Origin of the sequence: Mesorhizobium sp. M1163, assembly GCF_040318415.1 — a bacterium.
Lineage (GTDB): Bacteria > Pseudomonadota > Alphaproteobacteria > Rhizobiales > Rhizobiaceae > Mesorhizobium.
Genome location: NZ_JAMYMF010000006.1, coordinates 22,268 through 40,839 on the forward strand (window position 1 = coordinate 22,268; position 18,572 = coordinate 40,839).

An 18,572-nucleotide genomic window follows, 5' to 3' on the forward strand; every position below is an offset into this window, starting at 1 on the left:
TTTTTTGAACAGGGTGTATCTGGAAGTTTTACTCAGAGTTTCAATGTCCTGAGCCGCAATGCGTTGGCGATGACCGAAACCGAAGACAGGCTCATCGCCGCCGCCGCAATCATCGGCGACAACAGCGTGCCGGTGAGCGGATAAAGCACGCCGGCAGCCACCGGCACGCCAAGCACATTGTAGAGAAAAGCGAAAAACAGGTTCTGGCGGATGTTGCGGATCGTCGCGCGGGCCAGCGTCCTGGCCCTGACGATACCGTTGAGATCGCCCTTGACCAGCGTAATCCCCGCACTTTCGACCGCAACATCGGCGCCGGTGCCCATGGCGATGCCGACATCGGCGGCGGCAAGTGCCGGCGCATCGTTGACGCCATCGCCGGCCATGGCGACGCCGGCACCGCCGGCGCGCAACTCCTCGACCAGCGCGTTCTTCTGTTCGGGCAAAAGCCCGGCATGCACCGCGTCGATGCCGAGCTTGGCGGCGATGGCCTTGGCGGTGCGCTCATTGTCGCCGGTCGCCATGACGATCTTCAGCCCGCTGTCATGCAGCGCCTTGATCGCCTCGGCGGTGGTCGCCTTGATCGGGTCGGCGACGGCGACGAGGCCGGCGAGCTTGCCTGCGACAGCGACGAACATCGCGGTCTTGCCGTCGGACTGCAGCGCCTCGGCACTGGCCAGGACCGATGCCGTATCGATGCCGAGATCGGCCATCATCGCGGCATTGCCAAGCGCCACCTTCTGTCCCGAAACCGTGCCGGAAACACCCTTGCCGGTGACAGCCTCGAAACCGCTCGCGTCGGGGACCTTCACCCCGCGTCCGCGGGCGCCGTCAACGATCGCCTCGGCCAGCGGATGCTCCGAGCCTTTTTCCAGCCCGGCGGCGAGCGCCAGCAACTCGTCTTGCGCCATGCCTTCGACGGCAACGACGTCGGTCAGTCGCGGCCGGCCTTCGGTCAGCGTTCCCGTCTTGTCGACGATCAGCGTGTCGACCGAGGCAAAGCGCTCGAGCGCCGCCGCTTCCTTGATCAGCACGCCGGCATGCGCGCCGCGCCCGGTAGCGGTCATGATCGACATTGGGGTCGCAAGGCCCAGCGCACATGGACAGGCGATAATCAGTACCGAGACCGCCGCGACGATGGCAAACACCAGGCTGGGTTCCGGTCCGACGATCGCCCAGGCGATAAACGCAATGATCGCGACCAGCACGACGGCCGGGACGAAGTAGAACGAGACGCGGTCGGCCAACCCCTGGATCGGCGCGCGTGAACGCTGCGCCTTGGCGACAAGCTCGACGATCCGCGCCAGTGTCGTCTCGGCGCCGATCTTTTCGGCGCGCATGACCAGTGAGCCATTCTTGTTGAGCGTGCCGCCGGTGAGGTTGTCGCCTTCGGTCTTTTCGACCGGCAGCGGCTCGCCCGTGATCATCGATTCGTCGATGGAGGAGCGTCCTTCGAGCACAATGCCGTCGACCGGCACGGCGTCGCCGGGGCGGATGCGCAAGCGGTGGCCGGCTTTGACCGTTTCGAGCGGCACGTCGTTTTCGGAACCGTCCGCGCCGATCAGCCGCGCCGTCTTCGGCGCCAGGTCGAGCAGCGCGCGGATCGCCGAGCCGGTTTTCTCACGGGCACGCAATTCCAGCACCTGGCCGAGGAACACCAGCGCAACGATCACTGCCGCCGCCTCGAAATAGACCGGCACGGTGCCATCATGGCCGCGGAACTGGTGCGGAAAGAGGCCCGGAAACAGTGTGGCGACGACACTGTAGAGATAGGCGGCACCGACGCCGAGCGAAATCAGCGTCCACATATTGGGGCTGCGATTGAGGATCGAATCCCAGCCGCGGTGGAAGAACGGGAATGCCGCCCACAGCACCACGGGGCTCGCCAGCGCCAGCTCCAGCCAGACCTTCGCGCGGTCGTCGATGAAGGCCTGGAATGTCAGGCCGAGCATCGGTGCCATGGCGATGACCAGCAACGGCACGGACAGCACCGCGCTCACCCAGAAGCGCCTGGTGAAATCGACCAGTTCGGGGTTGGGCCCCTCGTCGCCGGTCGGCACGCCCATCGGCTCCAGCGCCATGCCGCAGATCGGGCAGGAGCCGGGCTTGTCGCGGATGATTTCGGGATGCATCGGGCAGGTGTATTGCGTACCCTTGGGCATCGCCTGCGGCGCCGGCTTGTCGCCGAGATATTTTGCCGGCTCGGCCCCGAACTTCGCCTTGCAGCCGGCGGAGCAGAAATAGAAGCCTTGGCCCTCGTGGCGCAAAAAGTGCTTGGCCGTGGCGCGATCGACGCGCATGCCGCAGACGGGATCGGTTGCGGTCAGATATTTCTGGGGTTCGGCGACGAATTTCGAACGGCAGCTTTCGCTGCAGAAATGATAGCGATGGCCGTCATGCCCGGCGGTCGGCTTGCCGACGGCCGGATCGACGGTCATGCCGCAGACCGGATCGCGGATGACGGCATCCGCAGCAGAGGAGGGGCCCTTTGCCGAGCAACAGCTGCCATGGGCGTGATGATGGTGGTCGGAATGCGTCATGCCGAAAGCCTCTGTGTTTCGATGTTGGGGCGGAGGTAGTGCTTCCAGTAGCTGGAAGGTCAAGGGCTGTTTTCGATTTTTCGCGCCTAAGCCCAAACCGAACCGGCTGCGGGCGCGAGACGATCGTCCCGTTCCACCGCTGGGGAGAACGCGTCCGTCCGCCCCATACCCAGCGCCGCGAAAACGCGCTATAGACGCCGCCGAAACGGCGAGGCCGAACGGCATTTATGGCAAGAATATCCCTGAAGCTCGAGGAACTGATCGACGGCGAAGCCTTGCGCCGCGAGATGACCGAACTGACCGAGGCGTCGGCAGGCGACGGTTCGGGCAAGGCCGCGCGCAGCGGCGTCCTCAAGCTTCTCAAAAGCCGGCTCGCCGACGGGCGCACGGTCGCCGAACGCATGCTGATGGAGGATGGCAGCGGCACCGCCTGCGCCGCCCGGCTGTCGCATCTGATGGATGAGATCATCCGCGCGCTCTACGACTTCGCCGCCACCCATGTCTATCGCGTCAAAAACCCGTCGTCGGCCGAGCGCATGGCGGTCGTCGCCGTCGGTGGCTATGGCCGCGGCACGCTGGCGCCGGGGTCCGACATCGATCTGCTGTTCCTGCTGCCCTACAAGCAGACGCCATGGGGCGAGCAGATCGTCGAATACATGCTCTACATGCTGTGGGACCTCGGCCTGAAGGTCGGCCACGCCACCCGCAACATCGACGAATGCCTCAGGCTGTCGCGCACCGACATCACCATCCGCACCTCGATCCTGGAGGCGCGCTTCCTGTGGGGCGAGCAAAAGCTCTATGACGAGCTTCTGCAGCGCTTCGATCACGAAGTGGTGCGCACCACCGGCCCCGAATATGTCCAGGCCAAGCTTGCCGAACGCGACGAGCGTCACGCCAAGGCCGGCGAGAGCCGCTATCTGGTCGAGCCCAACGTCAAGGACGGCAAGGGCGGCCTGCGCGACCTGCAGACGCTGTTCTGGATCGCCAAATATTTCTACCGGGTGCGCACCGGCGAGGAACTGGTCGACAAGGGCGTCTTTACCGACGCCGAATACAGGGAATTCCAGAAGGCCGAGGACTTCCTGTGGGCGGTGCGCTGCCACATGCATTTCCTCACCGGCAAGGCGGAGGAGCGGCTGCATTTCGACATCCAGCGCGACATCGCTGAGCGGCTCGGCTACACCACCCATCCCGGCCTGTCGGCGGTCGAGCGCTTCATGAAGCACTACTTCCTCGTCGCCAAGGATGTCGGCGACCTGACCCGCATTTTCTGCGCCGCGCTGGAAGAGGAGCAGGCCAAGCATGTGCCGGGCTTCAACCGCATCTTCCTCACCTTCTCGCGGCGCAAGCGCAAGCTCGCCGGCACGGCCGATTTCATCGTCGACAACCACCGCATCAACATTGCCGACGACGAGGTGTTCGAGCGCGATCCGGTCAACCTGCTCAGGCTGTTCTGGTTTGCCGACAAGCACGGCCTGGAATTCCACCCCGATGCGCTGAAGCTTTTGACCCGCTCTCTCGGCCTCGTCGGCAAGGCGCTCAGGCGCGACGAGGAGGCCAACCGGCTGTTCCTCGACATCTTGACCTCGGACCGCAACGCCGAGCTCAATCTGCGGCGAATGAACGAGGCCGGACTGCTTGCCAAGCTGATCCCGGACTTCGGCAAGATCGTCGCCATGATGCAGTTCTCGATGTATCACCACTACACCGTGGACGAGCATTTGATCCGCTGCATCGGCGTGCTGGCCGAGATCGAGCGCGGCGACGGCGAAAAGGTGCATCCGCTTTCCCACGCGCTGATGCCGGGGCTGAAGAAGAGCCGCGAGGCGCTCTATGTCGCCGTGCTGCTGCACGACATCGCCAAGGGCAGGCCTGAGGACCATTCGCAAGCCGGCGCCAGAATCGCGCGGCGCATCTGCCCGCATATGGGGCTCTCGCCGGCCGACACCGAAACGGTCGCCTGGCTGGTCGAGAACCACCTCGTCATGTCGATGACGGCGCAGACCCGCGATCTCAACGACCGCAAGACGATCGAGGATTTTGCCGCCATCGTGCAGTCGGTCGAACGGCTGAAGATGCTTTTGGTGCTTACCGTCTGCGATATCCGTGGCGTCGGGCCGGGGGTCTGGAACGGTTGGAAAGGCCAGCTGCTGCGTACGCTCTACTACGAGACCGAGCTTTTGTTGACCGGCGGGTTTTCGGAGGTGTCGCGCGCCAAGCGGACTGCGGCGGCGCGCGAACAACTGGCCGAGGCACTTGCCGACTGGCCGGAAAAGGCCCGCAAGCGTTATGTCGGCCAGCACTACGAGAACTATCTGCTGGCGGTCGATCTTCCCGACCAGCTGCGCCATGCCGAATTCATCCGCGAGGCCGATCACGCCGGCAAGAAGCTCGCCACCATGGTCAAGACCCACCAGTTCGAGGCGGTGACCGAGATCACGGTGCTGGCGCAGGACCATCCGCGCCTGCTCTCGGTGATTGCCGGCGCCTGTGCTGCGGCCGGCGGCAACATCGTCGACGCGCAGATATTCACCACTTCGGACGGCCGCGCGCTCGACACCATCCTGATCTCCAGGGAGTTCGACCGCGACGAGGACGAGCGTCGCCGTGCCGAGCGCGTCGGCCGGCTGATCGAGGACGTGCTGTCGGGCAAGAGCTGGCTGCCCGAAATGATCGAGAAGCGCACCAAGCCACGGCGCGGCGCCAAGGTCTTCCGCATCCCGCCACGCGCCGAGATCCGCAACACCCTGTCGAACCGGTTCTCGGTGATCGAGGTCGAAGGACTGGACAGGCCGGGCCTTCTGTCGGAGATCACCGGCATGTTGTCGGACCTGTCGCTCGACATCGCCTCGGCCCACATCACCACCTTCGGCGAAAAGGTCATCGACACGTTCTACGTCACCGATCTCACCGGCCAGAAGATCGACAGCCCGTCGCGTACGGCGACCATCCGCAACAGGCTGATCGCGGTGCTCGAGGGCACGGCGTCCGAGCGCGGCAAGACCAAAACGGCCGCCGAGTGACTGTTACCTTCCATTTGCCCCAATCCCACAGGCAGTCTTCAAGCGCATGAGCCTTGTCAAGAAATTCGCCACGGTCGCTTCCGGCACGCTGATGAGCCGCGCCCTCGGCTTTGGCCGCGAGATGCTGATGGCTGCCGCACTCGGCACCGGGCCGATCGCCGACGCCTTCAACGCCGCCTTCCAGTTTCCCAACACCTTTCGCCGGCTGTTCGCCGAAGGCGCCTTCAACGCCGCCTTCGTGCCGCTGTTCGCCAAAGAGATCGAGACGCACGGCACCGACGGCGCCAAGCGTTTTTCCGAAGAGGTGTTCGGCGTCTTGTTCACCGCGCTTCTGGCGCTGACCATCGCCATGGAATTGGCGATGCCGCTGATCGTGCGCTACCTGGTGGCGCCGGGCTTTGCCGACACGCCCGGAAAATTCGAGATGACGGTGGCACTGGCGACCGTCATGTTCCCTTACCTGATCTGCATGTCGCTCGGCGCCATGATGGCCGGCATGCTGAATTCGCTGCGCCGCTATTTCGCCGCCGCGGTGGCGCCGGTGTTCCTCAACATCATCCTCATCGCCGTGCTTGCCTATGCCTGGTACAAGGGTTCGGACGCCCGCACCGTCGGTTTCGGGCTGGCCTGGGGCGTACTGGCGGCCGGCTTGGTGCAGCTGGCGATCGTCTGGGCGGCGGTGCGCCATGCCGGCATTTCGATCGGCTTCCGCCGGCCGAAGATGACGCCCAGCGTCAAGCGGCTGCTGATCCTGGCACTGCCGGCGGCGATCACCGGCGGCATCACCCAGATCAACCAGCTGATTGGCACGGCGATCGCGTCGGCGCAGGACAGCGCGGTGTCGTCGCTGGCCTATGCCGACCGCGTTTACCAGCTGCCGCTGGGCGTTGTCGGCGTCGCCGTCGCCATCGTGCTTTTGCCGGAACTGTCGCGGGCGCTGAAGTCAGGCAATCTGGTCGAGGCGGCCAATCTGCAGAACCGCTCGGTCGAGTTCACCCTGTTCATGACCTTGCCGGCGGCGGCCGCCCTGCTGGTCATGTCCGAGCCGATCGTGCGGCTGGTCTATGAGCGCGGCGCCTTCGCCGCCAACAATTCGACGCCGACGGTCGCGGCAATCCTGGCGATCTTCGGCCTCGGTCTGCCGGCCTTCGTGCTGATCAAGGCCTTCACCCCAGGCTATTTCGCCCGCGAGGACACGCGCACGCCGATGATTTTCGCCGCCATCTCGGTGGCGGTTAACATTACGACGGCACTGACGCTGTTTCCGACGATGGGCGCGCCCGGCATTGCCGTTGCCTCCGCCGTCGCCGGCTGGGTCAATGCGGCGATGCTGCTGGCCGTGCTGATCCGGCGCGGCCACTGGGGCCGCGACTTGCCGCTCATGAAACGCATCCCGCGGCTGGTGCTGTCGGCGGCGGTGATGGCGGCGGCGCTCTATTTTGCCGAGCACTGGTTCGCCGCAAGTCTCGGCTCGGGCTCGCCGCTGGTGATCAAGGCGGTAACGCTGCTTGCGCTCGTCGCCGGCGGGGCGCTGCTTTACTTCGTCACTGCGTTTGCCACCGGGGGTGCGGATTTCGGCATGATCCGCCGCAATATCGGGCGTAAAGGCTCCCAGCCGGTCAAGGAGCAATCTCCGGATTCGTGAGGCGGAAAATTCGTCAGGTCCAATTTTGTTCTTGCTTTGTGCCTGCAGCTATGCTACTAATTTGCGTATGGTGCTGATTCGCGCCGACGACCCCGCCGCAAGGCGGGTTTTTGATTCTGGTCGGCGCCATCCCCTTCAAACAGCCTTCTGTGGCGTCTTGCTCGGCCACGGTCAAAGCCCCGCGCGGCCTAGCCAACACCCCTCTTGATCGTCTCCTCGCTCTCGTCCATAAGCGCGCCGTCGCAAGACTTTCGCCGCGCGCGAAACGGCCCTCCACAAGCCAGGGATACACCATGACCGGCCTCAACCAGCCCGCCTTCAAGCCACTCGTCTTTTCCGGCGTCCAGCCAACCGGCAATCTGCATCTCGGCAATTATCTCGGCGCCATCAAGAAATTCGTCGCCCTGCAGGACACCTCCGACTGCATCTACTGCGTCGTCGACCTGCATTCGCTGACCGCGCAGCTCGTCTATGAGGATCTTCAGGACCAGACGCGTTCGATCACCGCGGCGTTTCTCGCCTCCGGCATCGATCCGACCAAGCACATCGTCTTCAACCAGTCGCGGGTGATGCAGCACGCCGAGCTTGCCTGGATCTTCAACTGCGTGGCGCGCATTGGCTGGATGAACAGGATGACGCAGTTCAAGGACAAGGCCGGCAAGGACCGCGAGAACGCCTCGCTCGGCCTGCTCGCCTACCCCTCCCTGATGGCCGCCGATATCCTCGTCTACCGCGCCACCCATGTGCCGGTCGGCGACGACCAGAAGCAGCATCTGGAGCTGACCCGCGACATTGCGCAGAAATTCAACAACGATTTTTCGGACCGTATCGCGGCGCTTGGCGTCGGCGTCGAGATGCAGGTGGGCGAAGAGACGGTGAACGGCTATTTTCCGCTGACCGAGCCGGTCATCGGCGGCCCGGCGGCGCGCATCATGTCGCTGCGCGACGGTTCGAAAAAGATGTCGAAGTCCGACCCGTCGGACCTGTCGCGCATCAACCTGACCGACGATGCCGACGCCATCTCGAAGAAGATCCGCAAGGCCAAGACGGACCCGGAGGCTTTGCCCGGCGAACTGGACGGGCTTGCCGGCCGGCCGGAAGCGGAAAACCTCGTCGGCATCTATGCCGGCCTCGCCGAAATATCGAAAGAGGCGGTGCTGAAGGAATTCGGCGGCCAGCAGTTTTCGGTGTTCAAGCCGGCGCTGGCCGATCTCGCGGTGGAAAAGCTGGCGCCGATCGCCGGCGAGATGCGCCGCATCTCCGGCGACCGCGCCTATGTCGACGCGGTGCTGCGGGATGGCGGCGAGCGTGCCGGCACATTGGCCGAAGCGACGATGAAGACCGTGCGCGACATTATCGGCCTGCTGCAAGGCTAATTTATGTCGCGCAAAAGTGTGCAGCGGTTTTGCGATAACGACATGCATAAAACAAGAACCTGAAGCGCGTCGCATGAGGCCGGTCGAACGCGACGCGCTTTAAGCTGCACCAACATCGCCACAGCCGCCGGTCGCTTGCGGGCGGGCTGTGGCGGTGGCAGATTGCGGCCGAAAACCATCGAGCAGGGTGAATATGGTCTCCAAACGCCTCAGCCGCGAAGCCGGTCATCGCCGCAAGTTCCTGGCGATCATCGACGACACGCCGGAATGCGAGCGCGCCGTCGCCTACGCCTCGAAGCGGGCGCAAAGCACGGGCGGCGTGCTGGTGCTGCTCTATGTCATCGAGCCGGATGATTTCCAGCACTGGCTGGGCGTCGAGAAGATCATGCGCGAGGAGGCGACCGCCACGGCGCGCGCCGCGCTCGACAGCTACGCCAACAAGGTGCGCCAGAAGCTCGGCATCGAGCCGGAACTGGTGGTGCGCGAAGGCAAGCCGACCGAAGAGATCCACAAGCTGATCGAGGAAGACCAGGACATCGCCATCCTGGTGCTGGCGGCAGGCGCTGGCAAGGAAGGGCCTGGGCCGCTGGTCGGCGCGGTTGCCGGCAAGGGCGCCGCCTTTCCGATTCCAGTGACTGTGGTGCCGCAGAACCTGTCGGACGAGGAGATCGACAGCCTCGCCTGAGATGTGCCGATATTCAGGTGAGGCCGGCCTACAAATGGCGGCTTCCTGCGCTTCCGGTGCTCACGTACCAAAAGTACGCTCCGCTCCGGTTCTCGGAAACCATCATTTTCGGCTCGGCCTGACCTGAATCTCAACACATCTCCAATTGTTTCAGCGAGCTAGCAAAACATTCCACCAGCCAGCCGTTCCCCGCGATGCCTTTCGCTTGAATGTCGGGCGGATAAAGCCTAATTAGAATTATTCCAAACTAGCTGCCCGAAACGGGCACGGAGATGGCCATGTTCATCCAGACCGAGTCGACGCCAAACCCGGCGACGCTGAAATTCCTGCCCGGCAAGGAAGTGCTGCAAGAAGGCACCGCCGATTTCCGTGATGCCGACAGCGCCGCGACGGCTTCGCCGCTGGCCGGCCGTCTGTTCGAGATCCCCGGCGTCACCGGCGTCTTCTTCGGCTATGATTTCATCACCGTGACCAAGGACGGTCCCGACTGGCAGCATCTGAAGCCGGCTATCCTCGGCGCCATCATGGAGCATTTCATGTCCGGCGCCCCGGTGATGGCCAAGGCCGGCCCCGCCGCCGAGACCAGCCAGACCGGCGAATTCTACGACAAGGCCGACGAGGAGCTGGTCGTCACCATCAAGGAGTTGCTCGACACGCGGGTGCGCCCGGCGGTGGCCCAGGATGGCGGCGACATTACCTTCCGCGGCTTCGAGAACGGCACCGTATTCCTGCACATGAAGGGCGCCTGCGCCGGTTGCCCGTCCTCGACGGCGACGCTGAAGCACGGCATCCAGAACCTGCTCCGGCACTTTGTGCCGGAAGTGCAGCACGTCGAACAGGTCTCCTGACGCGCCGTTCCATCGTCAACGTCGATCGACAACAAAAAACCGGGCCAAAGTGCCCGGTTTTCTGTTTGCGACGTCTGTGTGTTGCCTAGACGGTCCGCGTATAAAGCTCTTCTTGTTTGACCATGATCTTGTCCGAAAACCGGGTCCCGCTTTTCGGGATCATGGTCTTACAGCACAATGACCTTGGCGCCGACCGAGGTGCGGTCGTAGAGGTCGATAATGTCCTGGTTCATCAGCCGGATGCAGCCCGACGACATCGCCTTGCCGATCGAATTCCATTCCGGGCTGCCATGCAGGCGGTAGCCCATGTCGCCGCCCTTGTTGAACAGGTACATGGCGCGCGCGCCGAGCGGGTTCTTCAACCCCGGCTCCATGCCGCCGGCAAACTTGGCCAGCTCCGGCTGCCGCCTGATCATCTGCGACGGCGGCGTCCAGGTCGGCCATTCGCGCTTTAGTGCGATACGGGCGGTGCCGTGCCATTCGAAACCTTCACGGCCGACGCCGATGCCGTAGCGCATCGCCTCGCCGTCGCCCATGACGAAATAGAGGAACTTGTTCTGCGTATCGACGATGATGGTGCCCGGCTTTTCCCTGGTGTCGTAGTCGACGATCTGGCGGCGGTATTTGAACGGCACCTTTTCGATCGGGATGCGCGGCAGATGATAGCCGGCATCGGTCACCGCGCCGTAGTTGTTGGTGAAGATCTGCGAGCCGATGGTGCTGCAACCGGCGACAGCCGTCGACACCGCCAGGGCCGCGACGATTGCAAGTGACTTCATGCGCATGAAAAGGTCCGATGCCTGCCCAAACAACAGCGGCTCGAGTCGGCCGCTTTTTTCATCTTCATTCATGCTGGCATTTGCTTTGCTTGCCAAGCGGGCGATGCCTATATCCTTGGGCTTGCGTGCTGGTAAACCTGCGACTATGGCATTTCGGCAACAGCCCCCGCAGGATTATGCTGCAAAATCAATGGGCCAAGAACAAGAACCCCGAGACGGGGAAATCACCATGAATGTCGGTGACGCTGCCCGGCGCTCTGGCCTGCCGGCCAAGACCATCCGTTACTACGAGGAGATCGGCCTGATCCGGCCTGAGACGCGGCCGCTGCAGGAGATAATCCTGACAAGCCTGGTTCAATAGGCCGGGTTCAATAAAGAACGCCGCGAAGCACGGTCCAGGCCAGAAGCCCGAACGTGCCGATCACCACCAATGCACCAAGGACCGTGCCGATCTTTTCAGGCAGTCCATCGGGGCGACCAGGATCGTCGGCCATTCAACTATCGATCATGACGTATGCGGCACCAAACACGGCAACGATGATTGCCCCAAGCACCGCCCATCCTCTGACGGCCGAGCGGATTTCCTCCGGTGTCGCCGATTTACGTCCGTCATCGTCCGTCATCTAATGCTCCTCGTAAAAATCCCGTGGCCGACATTGAAAGCGCAAGCTGCCGGCGCTGCCAAGAGGGTGCAGCGGACTCTTTTGCGCAAAAGTTTAGGAACGTGCGCCGTCCGAGAGCAAGCGTTACCAGCCTTCGACACTCCGCAAAGCACGGGCGGCCGTCATGATCCCGGTGGGCGATACCGGATCGACTTCGCTTTCCCAAGCGCGTCCATCGTCTCTTCGACACTTAACAGGACGGTGGTCTCGTACGAGCTGAGCGCGCCTCCCGCACCGATGGCGAGCATGACAGAGGCCATGGACACGTTGTCCGGCGCCTCCCATAGGTTCCAGCCATCGTACTCTCCGAAGGCATACCAGAACCCGTGCAGCTTTCCGCCGACCGACTCGATGTAGGAACGGGCAGCCTCGCGTCTGTCCTCGGGATTATCCATCAAGCGCGCCCAGGTTTCGGGCCTGTAGCTGAATCGCGTGAGATACATCGGCATGGTTCGTCTCCTCCCAGAGCTGCCCCCACCATGACAGTTAAGCGCCCCAATCCGGGAGAACGCGAGTCGTTTCCGAGGCGTAGTACCGCTGGCTTAGTTGCGGGACCGCTAATAGACCCGTTTCAATTGCCTTTCCCAAGGGGAGTAAGGTCAATGGCCGCATATCTCATTGCCGATGTCGACATAACCGACGCCGCCGTTTTCGAGGAATACCGCCGGGACGTGCCTGCAACCGAAGCCCGCTACGGGGGAAGGTACATCGCTCGTGGCGGAGCCACCAAAGTGCTGGAAGGCGATTGGGAGCCTCATCGCCTTGTCATCGTCGAATTTCCCGACATGGCCTCGCTCCTCGCATGGTACGACTCTCCGGAATACGGCCGCCTCAAAGCCATCCGCGAACGCTGTGCAAAGACGAGGATCATTGCTCTGGAGGGCATGATGCCGGTTAGTTAGAGGGGGTTGGGCGATTCTATGGTTGACAAACCCAAGGAAAATAGGAATGTATGCCTGACAGGCCGGCATCACTATGGCTGGAGGTCTGAGTGGGAATTGAACCCACTACCTCGGTTTTGCAGACCGATGCGTCACCGTCCCGCCCTCAGACCCTTGGTGCCTCTATGCCCAATCCATCAGCGCTTAGTCAACCTGTGTCAATTCCCGGATGGCCAGCCGTAGGGGGAATGGCTACACGAGCTGTAGCGTTTAATGACCCACGGCGGCTTGTGGCGAGTTGACAGCCTTCTTATTTAAGCTCTATTAGGCCCTTGGGGGCTGCAACGAATGGAAAAACGGCGCGCTGGCGTTCCGGCGAGACCAGAAACCGCCAAAGCGGTTGCAGCCGCAGTCGCGGCCAAATTAGCCGCTTCCAAAGCAGACAAAATTCTGCAAAAGATGAGAAAGAACCCTCAAGGCGATTGGGCCATTGGGGATTTGCAGAACGTTGCGGATGGGCTTGGTTTGACGATGACCTCTCCTACGCGAGGCAGCCACTATAAGGTGTCCAGCCCTCGGTTGCCCGGAATTCTAACGGTTCCGGCTGCGAAACCAATCAAGCCACCGTACGTTAGGAAGTTTGTAGCACTATGTCTGTCGCATACCGCCGCCGCGGCAAAGGATGAAGAAAATGGCTGAACATGCTTCATACTCCGTTGTTGTCGTCCCCCTTTCGAAAAAGGACGGGGGTGGTTACCTCGCTATGGTTCCCGAGCTTCATGGGTGCATGGCCGATGGAGAAACGCGCGAGCAGGCTGTCTCAGAGATTGCCTCAGCAATTCTGGAGTGGGTCGATGAGGCCACATCGCTAGGACGCGATGTCCCGGCGCCTGGCGACATGGCAAAACATGTTCGCGCTGCCGCGAAAGAACGTCATGAGGCGACGGAACGGGTCATTAAGCAGCAAGAGCAGCTTATCAAGTACCTCCGCAAGGAACTTGACAATGCCACTCGTGAGATTGGTGCGCTGACCGCGCAGTCAAAGGTTCAGTTTGGCTGGGATATAGAGTGCATCGAGCCGGTTCTTCCGAAACGCGTGCACGCCTTCGCCTGAACCTAGCGCTTGGTCTCTTCGCGCTCCCTACGCACAAACTCCTTTATCTGTTCGGGCGTGAGTTTCTTGGCCTTGGCGATCTTCTGCACCACGGCCTCAAAGGTCGCGTCCGACTGATCGATTTTAAACTCGCGCGACGCTTCGCGGAACTTGTCGATCTGAGATTTTTCCTTGGTCATGGCGATAAACCTAGACGGATTCGAGTGAATCTGATACCAAATAGCACGAAAGCGCCGGTGCTATGGACACACCGTCGCTCTCGTTCTTACCCCTTATGGAAGGGGGCAGGGTGAACCGCCGTCAGGCGGCTTCCGGTATTCTCCGGGTCATGAACCACATGACGCACTCTCCTTTCTCTCGTTAGGGTTCTGTGTCGCGCTTTGCTGGCCAGCGCGCCGCGACACACTCGATGCTTTAAGCAGCGGACTCCTCACTGGAGCCGCTGTTTTCGTTTCCGCCTTCAGGCGGTTGGTCCTTGGCCGCGTTCCGCGCGGCTTCATAATCATCCAACTCGGCTTGCTTAGCCTCTTTATGAATGGGGGGAGCCGCTACCCACTTGCCATTCTCGTTCTTTTCGATGGCGCCTTCTTTGTGCAGCGTCCACAAGGTTCCACGCACAGAGTTGTACTTAAAGTTGGTCGCCCTCGCGATGTCCTTAGTGGATATGCCGTGATTGGCCTTTGCTACCACGCCGAGAATGGCGGGTTTGACAGTTCCAGGTGTGGCGCGTTCTGTTTCGCTTGTATCAGCACTATCTGCCGAATTGGTGAACAAACTATTAATTTCCGTAGATGCCGATGGAGCGGACACATCTTCGTCAAAAAGCGACGCGAGCCGGGACTTGAAGCCCTGCGCCGCTTCGCGCCCCCCTGTCTTCTTGCCGGCTTCAAACCCGATCTTAAATGCCTCTTCTATCGCGGCATTGATCGAAGTTTGAGTTAGCAGCATAAGTTCCTTGATGTCAGTCATGGCCGTCGCTCTCTGATTCTGTCGTCTGATATAGCATCTGACGCAACCAGAGTCTATCACTGGACGATAGTCTCCGGTTATTCACGTTATGTTCGAAATGACATTCCCGGGCAAGGGCGCCACTTTGCGATCATGTGTCGCGTCGTCGGCGCGCATATTCGCCACAATGGAAGCTCTAGCTGCACCGGCTTTCGGAAGTGCGTCCGCTTCTCGTCAAGCAGGTCTATGATATGTCAGGCGCTTACCGGCGGTACCCTTCAAGGCGATGAAAGCGCGCGTGCCATCATCAACGCCCATGGCAATCCGGTTCGAATAGCGGAAGTCGAATTCAGCCAGATAGCGGTGCAGATGGTGTTCGCCGCAATGCTGGTAAACGCCCTTCATGCCGCGCTTGAAGATCGAATAGAAGCTTTCGACCGTGTTGGTATGGATGGTCTTTTCGCCTTCGTAGCGAACGTATTCGTCCTTGGAATGCGTGACGACATCACGCGAGCCAAATTCCTGGCCCACGCGGCGGTACATGCCAGCCTCATCCGTCATCAACGCGCTTTCCTTGGCGATGTTGGCGCGCACGATTGGCATGATCGTTCCAATGCGGGCAGTAATCGACGTGGAAGGAACGGGCGCGGCCACCACGCTCGACAAGCGTAACGACAGTGTTCTTGTGAGCGGCACCGCCGCGCTTGACAGTCGTGCCAGACAGACGGCCGGTGTACGTTTCGTCAACCTCAACAGTCTTGCCGTTGCCGCCGAGCGGGGAGAGATCGCCAGACGCCATTGCGAGGCGGATGCGGTGGCACAGGAACCAAGCGGCCTCATAGGTGCATTCGAGTATGCGGTGCATCTGGTGAGCGCTGACGCCCTTCTTTGAGGCGCACATAAGGTGGATGGCCTGGAGCCACTTGGTCAGCGGCAAATGGCTTTCTTCGAAGATCGAACCCATGCGGACGGTGAACTGTGCGCGGCAAGCGGCGCACTTGTACAGGCCGTGACGCTCAACGCCGTTTGGGTTCTTCTTGGAAGGCTTCGTGCGGACGCCCTTCAGTTTGTAGTGCTTGTCCACGGAACCGCACTTCGGGCAAACCGGACCATTCGGCCACAAGATCGCCTCGACGTGTTCGAAAGCCTTGGCTTCGTCGTGGAATTCGGGGCGGGACAGGATGGACATGGCGAAAGTTCCTAAGTTGTTGGAATCTTTCTACCTCTCCGGTTTGGGTTTGTCAACCATAGAATCGCCCCAAAAAAGGCGGCTATATATTTGACAAACCCGGATGACCGCTGACCAAAGCTCCGCTACAAATCAGCCGTGACGCCCGCGCCTATTAGTAGTTTCATTGGAGCCATGATCCTCAGTTTGGTTGGGGTTCTAGCCTACCGCTGGTTTGGCCCTGTCGCGCTGGTTATTGTCGGAGGCATTGGTCTTCCAGCGGTGCTCGCCTTTTCCTTATACCGATTTGATTTGAAAAACCGGAAGGCGCGTGAGTGGCTTAATCCGACAGACAAGAGCTCCTAGACCAGCACTGGCCCCAGCACAAAGGCGATTATCTGGTTGGCAACCCGCCTTGGCAGCGGCGACAAAACATGATTCAAATGCGGTTGTGTTGGGGGAAAACATGATCCGCATAGCCATCGTTATAGCCATTGCCGTCAGTGCATCGGCATGCACTAGCCAGGCGAACGTTCCTTATGACACGAGTAAAAAAACCTGTAGAATCTATGTTGAGCCGGGGTCAGGCCACAAGCGTGAACTTTGTCTTCCGGACACTCCAAATAAATACTGTGTGCGTGCGTATTATATAAACACACCAGGTGGAGAAAGGGTAATGTGCGGCCCACTAACCCGCAAGGCAACCACTGCCGAGGGTCGTGCCAGACAGCTTGCAGGCAGTAAATACCCGTAGGAAAACACCCACGGTGGGTCGCTTGCGCTTCAGGGTTCTGCACCGGCGGTGTCCCGTTCTGGTTGGGTTTGCTAAACCAGATAATCGCCCCAAAAAACCGGGTTCAAACCGTGAACAAAATCTGGCATGGTGCGGCCATGCCGATCATCTCACCTCTACCCCTCAACCCGCTCATCGACGGTCGCCAGTCGGAGCGTGCCATGCTGGTCAGGCGTGGCGTGCAGCGGCTGCTCAAGCAGATGGGTGTGCATGTCTTGCCCGAACTGTCGCTGGCCACCGGGCGCCGCGCCGATCTCGTAGCGCTGACCCGCCAGGGCGACATCTGGATCATCGAGATCAAATCCTCGATCGAGGATTTCAGGGTCGACCGCAAATGGCCGGATTACCGGCTGCACTCCGACCGCTTCTTCTTCGCCACCCATCCCGGCGTGCCCGCGGAGATCTTTCCGGAAGAGTGCGGCTTCATTCTCTCCGACGGCTATGGTGCCGAGGTCCTGCGCGATGCGCCCGAGCACCGGATGGCGGCGGCGACGCGCAAGGCGCTGATGCTGAGGATCGCGCGCGCCGGTGCCGCGCGGTTGCTGGCGGCGGAGCTTGCCGGGGTGTCGGTGCCGGCGCTGGAGGGTGAGAGCGAGTAGGGGGTTTCCCTCTCCGTAGTCATGGAGGCTTGCGCTGCCCCGGCTGCCGCCACCTTGCATAAGAGACGATGTATGACTGCGGTGTTCCGCAAGGAACGCCAACAGCCGGCTGTAGCCTTCGTCTTCCCAGTGCAGGTCGAGATTGGAAATGAAACCCGGCACGAAGACGAGATTGAGCGATCCCTGGCCGACCACCTGATAGGCGATCCGCACGTCGCCGCTGAGCGCGTAGCGAGTTTCGATCGGCCTCACGAGGTTTGTCCGCCCGACCCGACGATTTCTTATCGCCGGATCATAGCAGAGCCGCGAGACTTGCGGCAGATGAAACCTTAGAGGGTGTGAATGTAGGCCCGCGGCGCCTACTTCTGTGACGCAGCCGTAGTCTCGGTGCTCGCTCCGCCGACGCTAAAACCTGCGCCCTCCGGCGCGCCCGGCCGCTTGATGTGTGGGGCGGCCGCGACGACAAGCTCGTTGAAGCCTTCGCCGCCGCTGTCGAGCATCTCGAACAATTGCCGGCGCATCCTCGGCTCCCAGAACTTGTTGATGTGCTCGGCGACGCCGGCAATGCCTTGCTCGCGCGGCTTGGAGTGGAAAAAGGCAGCGATCTGGTTGGCCATGCGAACCAGCTTTTCGCTGGTGCTCATGAGGTGGCCTTCGTCATGCGACATGCTTGGCAACTCCGGAAACCACGCGGTCAGGATGGGTGAAAATATCGAAATCATCGCCGCGCACCAGCGCCACCAGCGTCATGCCGGCGTCGTCTGCGGTGCGGATGGCAAGTGCCGTCGGCGCCGAGACGGCGATGATGAAGGCAGCACCGATCGCCGCGGTCTTCTGCACCATCTCGACCGAAACGCGCGACGTCACGACGACGGCCCCCGACCTGCCGTCGATACCGGCTTTGGCCAGCGCGCCGGCCAGCTTGTCCAGCGCATTGTGACGGCCGACATCCTCGCGCGCCATGACGATGCCCTTGCCGGGGAGGTAAAAACCGGCGGCGTGGACCGCGCCGGTCTCGGCGTGCAGCGGCTGCACCTTCGACAAAAGCTTGACCGAGCGGACGATGTCATCGGCCTGAAGTGTAAGTTTCGACGCACCGACCGGATCGACCGAGCGCATCGCATCCTCGATCGATTCGATGCCGCACAGCCCGCAGCCGACCGGGCCGGCGAGCCGTCTGCGACGCGCCTCGAAACGGGTGTTGGCCTGGTCCTTCAGCCGGATCTGGATATCGATGCCGGCGCCGTGATCCTCGACCTCGATGGCTTCGATTTCGTCTGGCGAGGCAATGATGCCTTCGGTCAGCGAGAAGCCGAGCGCGAAATCCTCGAAATCGGCCGGGCTTGCCATCATCACCGCATGCGTGGTGCCGGCAAAGGAGAATGCTACCGGCGTCTCTTCCGGCACCATGCGGTTGGCGGCCGCGGTGCCGCCGGCGCGGCGCGCGAGGCGGCTGATCTGGGTGACAGCACGACGTTTGGGCATCACGCGGCACCCCCCTCTGGCCTACC

At 61.8% G+C, this 18,572-nt stretch carries 19 protein-coding genes, 1 tRNA gene and 2 pseudogenes; 11 read left to right on the forward strand and 11 right to left on the reverse strand.

The window, feature by feature from the left end:
* Positions 1–32: 32 nt before the first annotated feature.
* Entirely contained in the window at positions 33–2,537 is a 2,505-nt protein-coding gene (locus NKH43_RS07780) for a heavy metal translocating P-type ATPase (protein ID WP_352857331.1), read from the reverse strand.
* A gap of 227 nt (positions 2,538–2,764) precedes the next feature.
* Here NKH43_RS07780 and NKH43_RS07785 point away from each other — a divergent pair, with 227 nt between their 5' ends.
* The 5 genes from NKH43_RS07785 to NKH43_RS07805 all read left to right on the forward strand — a co-directional run bounded on the left by NKH43_RS07785 (position 2,765) and on the right by NKH43_RS07805 (position 10,117).
* Positions 2,765–5,563 carry a [protein-PII] uridylyltransferase gene (locus NKH43_RS07785; RefSeq protein WP_352857333.1) on the forward strand — a complete coding sequence of 933 codons (2,799 nt, stop codon included), beginning with the start codon at positions 2,765–2,767 and terminating at the stop codon, positions 5,561–5,563.
* 46 nt (positions 5,564–5,609) lie between these two features.
* A complete protein-coding gene (gene murJ, locus NKH43_RS07790; protein WP_352493727.1) occupies positions 5,610–7,208 on the forward strand; it encodes a murein biosynthesis integral membrane protein MurJ in 1,599 nt (532 codons plus the stop codon).
* 293 nt (positions 7,209–7,501) lie between these two features.
* The gene (trpS, locus tag NKH43_RS07795; RefSeq protein WP_352493729.1) at positions 7,502–8,584 is read left to right on the forward strand and encodes a tryptophan--tRNA ligase; all 1,083 of its coding nucleotides are present in this window, start codon (positions 7,502–7,504) and stop codon (positions 8,582–8,584) included.
* A 193-nt stretch (positions 8,585–8,777) separates the two neighbouring features.
* Entirely contained in the window at positions 8,778–9,269 is a 492-nt protein-coding gene (locus NKH43_RS07800) for a universal stress protein (protein WP_023717912.1), read from the forward strand.
* A gap of 278 nt (positions 9,270–9,547) precedes the next feature.
* A complete protein-coding gene (locus NKH43_RS07805) occupies positions 9,548–10,117 on the forward strand; it encodes a NifU family protein (RefSeq protein WP_023676386.1) in 570 nt (189 codons plus the stop codon).
* Between the two features lie 167 nt (positions 10,118–10,284).
* Here NKH43_RS07805 and NKH43_RS07810 read toward each other — a convergent pair whose 3' ends face one another.
* Positions 10,285–10,902, reverse strand: coding sequence for a L,D-transpeptidase (locus NKH43_RS07810; protein WP_352857158.1), 618 nt, complete (start codon positions 10,900–10,902; stop codon positions 10,285–10,287).
* 223 nt (positions 10,903–11,125) lie between these two features.
* Here NKH43_RS07810 and NKH43_RS07815 point away from each other — a divergent pair.
* A pseudogene (locus tag NKH43_RS07815) lies at positions 11,126–11,209 on the forward strand (MerR family DNA-binding transcriptional regulator); the annotation flags it as partial.
* A gap of 55 nt (positions 11,210–11,264) precedes the next feature.
* Here NKH43_RS07815 and NKH43_RS07820 read toward each other — a convergent pair.
* From NKH43_RS07820 to NKH43_RS07830, 3 genes are all read right to left on the reverse strand, one after another.
* On the reverse strand, positions 11,265–11,390 hold the full coding sequence (locus tag NKH43_RS07820; RefSeq protein ID WP_352467528.1) for a hypothetical protein: 126 nt from the start codon (positions 11,388–11,390) through the stop codon (positions 11,265–11,267).
* Positions 11,391–11,519 carry a hypothetical protein gene (locus tag NKH43_RS07825; RefSeq protein ID WP_352483307.1) on the reverse strand — a complete coding sequence of 43 codons (129 nt, stop codon included), beginning with the start codon at positions 11,517–11,519 and terminating at the stop codon, positions 11,391–11,393. It lies immediately after the preceding gene.
* A gap of 161 nt (positions 11,520–11,680) precedes the next feature.
* Positions 11,681–12,007, reverse strand: coding sequence for a GYD domain-containing protein (locus NKH43_RS07830; RefSeq protein ID WP_023717906.1), 327 nt, complete (start codon positions 12,005–12,007; stop codon positions 11,681–11,683).
* A gap of 153 nt (positions 12,008–12,160) precedes the next feature.
* On the opposite strand from NKH43_RS07830, the gene NKH43_RS07835 reads away from it, so the two are divergent.
* Positions 12,161–12,460 carry a DUF1330 domain-containing protein gene (locus NKH43_RS07835; RefSeq protein WP_023717905.1) on the forward strand — a complete coding sequence of 100 codons (300 nt, stop codon included), beginning with the start codon at positions 12,161–12,163 and terminating at the stop codon, positions 12,458–12,460.
* A 78-nt stretch (positions 12,461–12,538) separates the two neighbouring features.
* Here the strand turns inward: NKH43_RS07835 and NKH43_RS07840 are convergent.
* Positions 12,539–12,612 (reverse strand) — tRNA-Cys (locus NKH43_RS07840).
* Between the two features lie 175 nt (positions 12,613–12,787).
* On the opposite strand from NKH43_RS07840, the gene NKH43_RS07845 reads away from it, so the two are divergent.
* Positions 12,788–13,138 carry a hypothetical protein gene (locus NKH43_RS07845; RefSeq protein WP_352857336.1) on the forward strand — a complete coding sequence of 117 codons (351 nt, stop codon included), beginning with the start codon at positions 12,788–12,790 and terminating at the stop codon, positions 13,136–13,138.
* Positions 13,131–13,553, forward strand: a complete 423-nt coding sequence (locus NKH43_RS07850; RefSeq protein ID WP_352857337.1) for a type II toxin-antitoxin system HicB family antitoxin — start codon at positions 13,131–13,133, stop codon at positions 13,551–13,553. Before NKH43_RS07845 ends, NKH43_RS07850 begins: the two co-directional genes overlap by 8 nt.
* A 2-nt stretch (positions 13,554–13,555) precedes the next feature.
* On the opposite strand, the gene NKH43_RS07855 is transcribed toward NKH43_RS07850, so the two are convergent.
* The 3 genes and pseudogenes from NKH43_RS07855 to NKH43_RS07865 all read right to left on the reverse strand — a co-directional run bounded on the left by NKH43_RS07855 (position 13,556) and on the right by NKH43_RS07865 (position 15,690).
* Positions 13,556–13,732, reverse strand: coding sequence for a hypothetical protein (locus NKH43_RS07855; RefSeq protein WP_352857339.1), 177 nt, complete (start codon positions 13,730–13,732; stop codon positions 13,556–13,558).
* Between the two features lie 235 nt (positions 13,733–13,967).
* A complete protein-coding gene (locus NKH43_RS07860) occupies positions 13,968–14,522 on the reverse strand; it encodes a hypothetical protein (protein WP_352857341.1) in 555 nt (184 codons plus the stop codon).
* Positions 14,523–14,735: 213 nt separating this feature from the next.
* Positions 14,736–15,690 (reverse strand): annotated as a pseudogene (locus NKH43_RS07865) (IS1595 family transposase).
* A gap of 870 nt (positions 15,691–16,560) precedes the next feature.
* Between NKH43_RS07865 and NKH43_RS07870 the strand changes: the two are divergent.
* Entirely contained in the window at positions 16,561–17,061 is a 501-nt protein-coding gene (locus tag NKH43_RS07870; protein ID WP_352857492.1) for an MmcB family DNA repair protein, read from the forward strand.
* A gap of 72 nt (positions 17,062–17,133) precedes the next feature.
* Positions 17,134–17,394, forward strand: coding sequence for a hypothetical protein (locus tag NKH43_RS07875; RefSeq protein WP_198030469.1), 261 nt, complete (start codon positions 17,134–17,136; stop codon positions 17,392–17,394).
* Positions 17,395–17,420: 26 nt separating this feature from the next.
* Here the strand turns inward: NKH43_RS07875 and NKH43_RS07880 are convergent, their stop codons facing one another.
* Positions 17,421–17,729, reverse strand: coding sequence for a formate dehydrogenase subunit delta (locus NKH43_RS07880; RefSeq protein ID WP_352483304.1), 309 nt, complete (start codon positions 17,727–17,729; stop codon positions 17,421–17,423).
* Positions 17,719–18,546 (reverse strand): formate dehydrogenase accessory sulfurtransferase FdhD, encoded by an 828-nt coding sequence (fdhD, locus tag NKH43_RS07885; protein WP_502906457.1) that lies wholly within the window; start codon positions 18,544–18,546, stop codon positions 17,719–17,721. The genes NKH43_RS07880 and fdhD overlap by 11 nt, the downstream gene beginning before the upstream one ends.
* Positions 18,547–18,572 lie beyond the last annotated feature (26 nt).

What these genes read in the sequence shown, in the direction of transcription:
- NKH43_RS07870 (WP_352857492.1), top strand. Translation starts at nt 16,561, where the DNA reads ATGCCGATCATCTCACCTCTACCCCTCAACCCGCTCATCGACGGTCGC.
- trpS (WP_352493729.1), top strand. Translation starts at nt 7,502, where the DNA reads ATGACCGGCCTCAACCAGCCCGCCTTCAAGCCACTCGTCTTTTCCGGC.
- NKH43_RS07800 (WP_023717912.1), top strand. Translation starts at nt 8,778, where the DNA reads ATGGTCTCCAAACGCCTCAGCCGCGAAGCCGGTCATCGCCGCAAGTTC.
- NKH43_RS07830 (WP_023717906.1), bottom strand. Translation starts at nt 12,007, where the DNA reads ATGCCGATGTATCTCACGCGATTCAGCTACAGGCCCGAAACCTGGGCG.
- NKH43_RS07825 (WP_352483307.1), bottom strand. Translation starts at nt 11,519, where the DNA reads ATGACGGACGATGACGGACGTAAATCGGCGACACCGGAGGAAATCCGC.
- NKH43_RS07845 (WP_352857336.1), top strand. Translation starts at nt 12,788, where the DNA reads ATGGAAAAACGGCGCGCTGGCGTTCCGGCGAGACCAGAAACCGCCAAA.
- NKH43_RS07780 (WP_352857331.1), bottom strand. Translation starts at nt 2,537, where the DNA reads ATGACGCATTCCGACCACCATCATCACGCCCATGGCAGCTGTTGCTCG.
- NKH43_RS07855 (WP_352857339.1), bottom strand. Translation starts at nt 13,732, where the DNA reads ATGACCAAGGAAAAATCTCAGATCGACAAGTTCCGCGAAGCGTCGCGC.
- murJ (WP_352493727.1), top strand. Translation starts at nt 5,610, where the DNA reads ATGAGCCTTGTCAAGAAATTCGCCACGGTCGCTTCCGGCACGCTGATG.
- NKH43_RS07880 (WP_352483304.1), bottom strand. Translation starts at nt 17,729, where the DNA reads ATGTCGCATGACGAAGGCCACCTCATGAGCACCAGCGAAAAGCTGGTT.
- fdhD (WP_502906457.1), bottom strand. Translation starts at nt 18,546, where the DNA reads ATGCCCAAACGTCGTGCTGTCACCCAGATCAGCCGCCTCGCGCGCCGC.
- NKH43_RS07805 (WP_023676386.1), top strand. Translation starts at nt 9,548, where the DNA reads ATGTTCATCCAGACCGAGTCGACGCCAAACCCGGCGACGCTGAAATTC.
- NKH43_RS07820 (WP_352467528.1), bottom strand. Translation starts at nt 11,390, where the DNA reads ATGGCCGACGATCCTGGTCGCCCCGATGGACTGCCTGAAAAGATCGGC.
- NKH43_RS07875 (WP_198030469.1), top strand. Translation starts at nt 17,134, where the DNA reads ATGACTGCGGTGTTCCGCAAGGAACGCCAACAGCCGGCTGTAGCCTTC.
- NKH43_RS07850 (WP_352857337.1), top strand. Translation starts at nt 13,131, where the DNA reads ATGGCTGAACATGCTTCATACTCCGTTGTTGTCGTCCCCCTTTCGAAA.
- NKH43_RS07810 (WP_352857158.1), bottom strand. Translation starts at nt 10,902, where the DNA reads ATGCGCATGAAGTCACTTGCAATCGTCGCGGCCCTGGCGGTGTCGACG.
- NKH43_RS07835 (WP_023717905.1), top strand. Translation starts at nt 12,161, where the DNA reads ATGGCCGCATATCTCATTGCCGATGTCGACATAACCGACGCCGCCGTT.
- NKH43_RS07785 (WP_352857333.1), top strand. Translation starts at nt 2,765, where the DNA reads ATGGCAAGAATATCCCTGAAGCTCGAGGAACTGATCGACGGCGAAGCC.
- NKH43_RS07860 (WP_352857341.1), bottom strand. Translation starts at nt 14,522, where the DNA reads ATGACTGACATCAAGGAACTTATGCTGCTAACTCAAACTTCGATCAAT.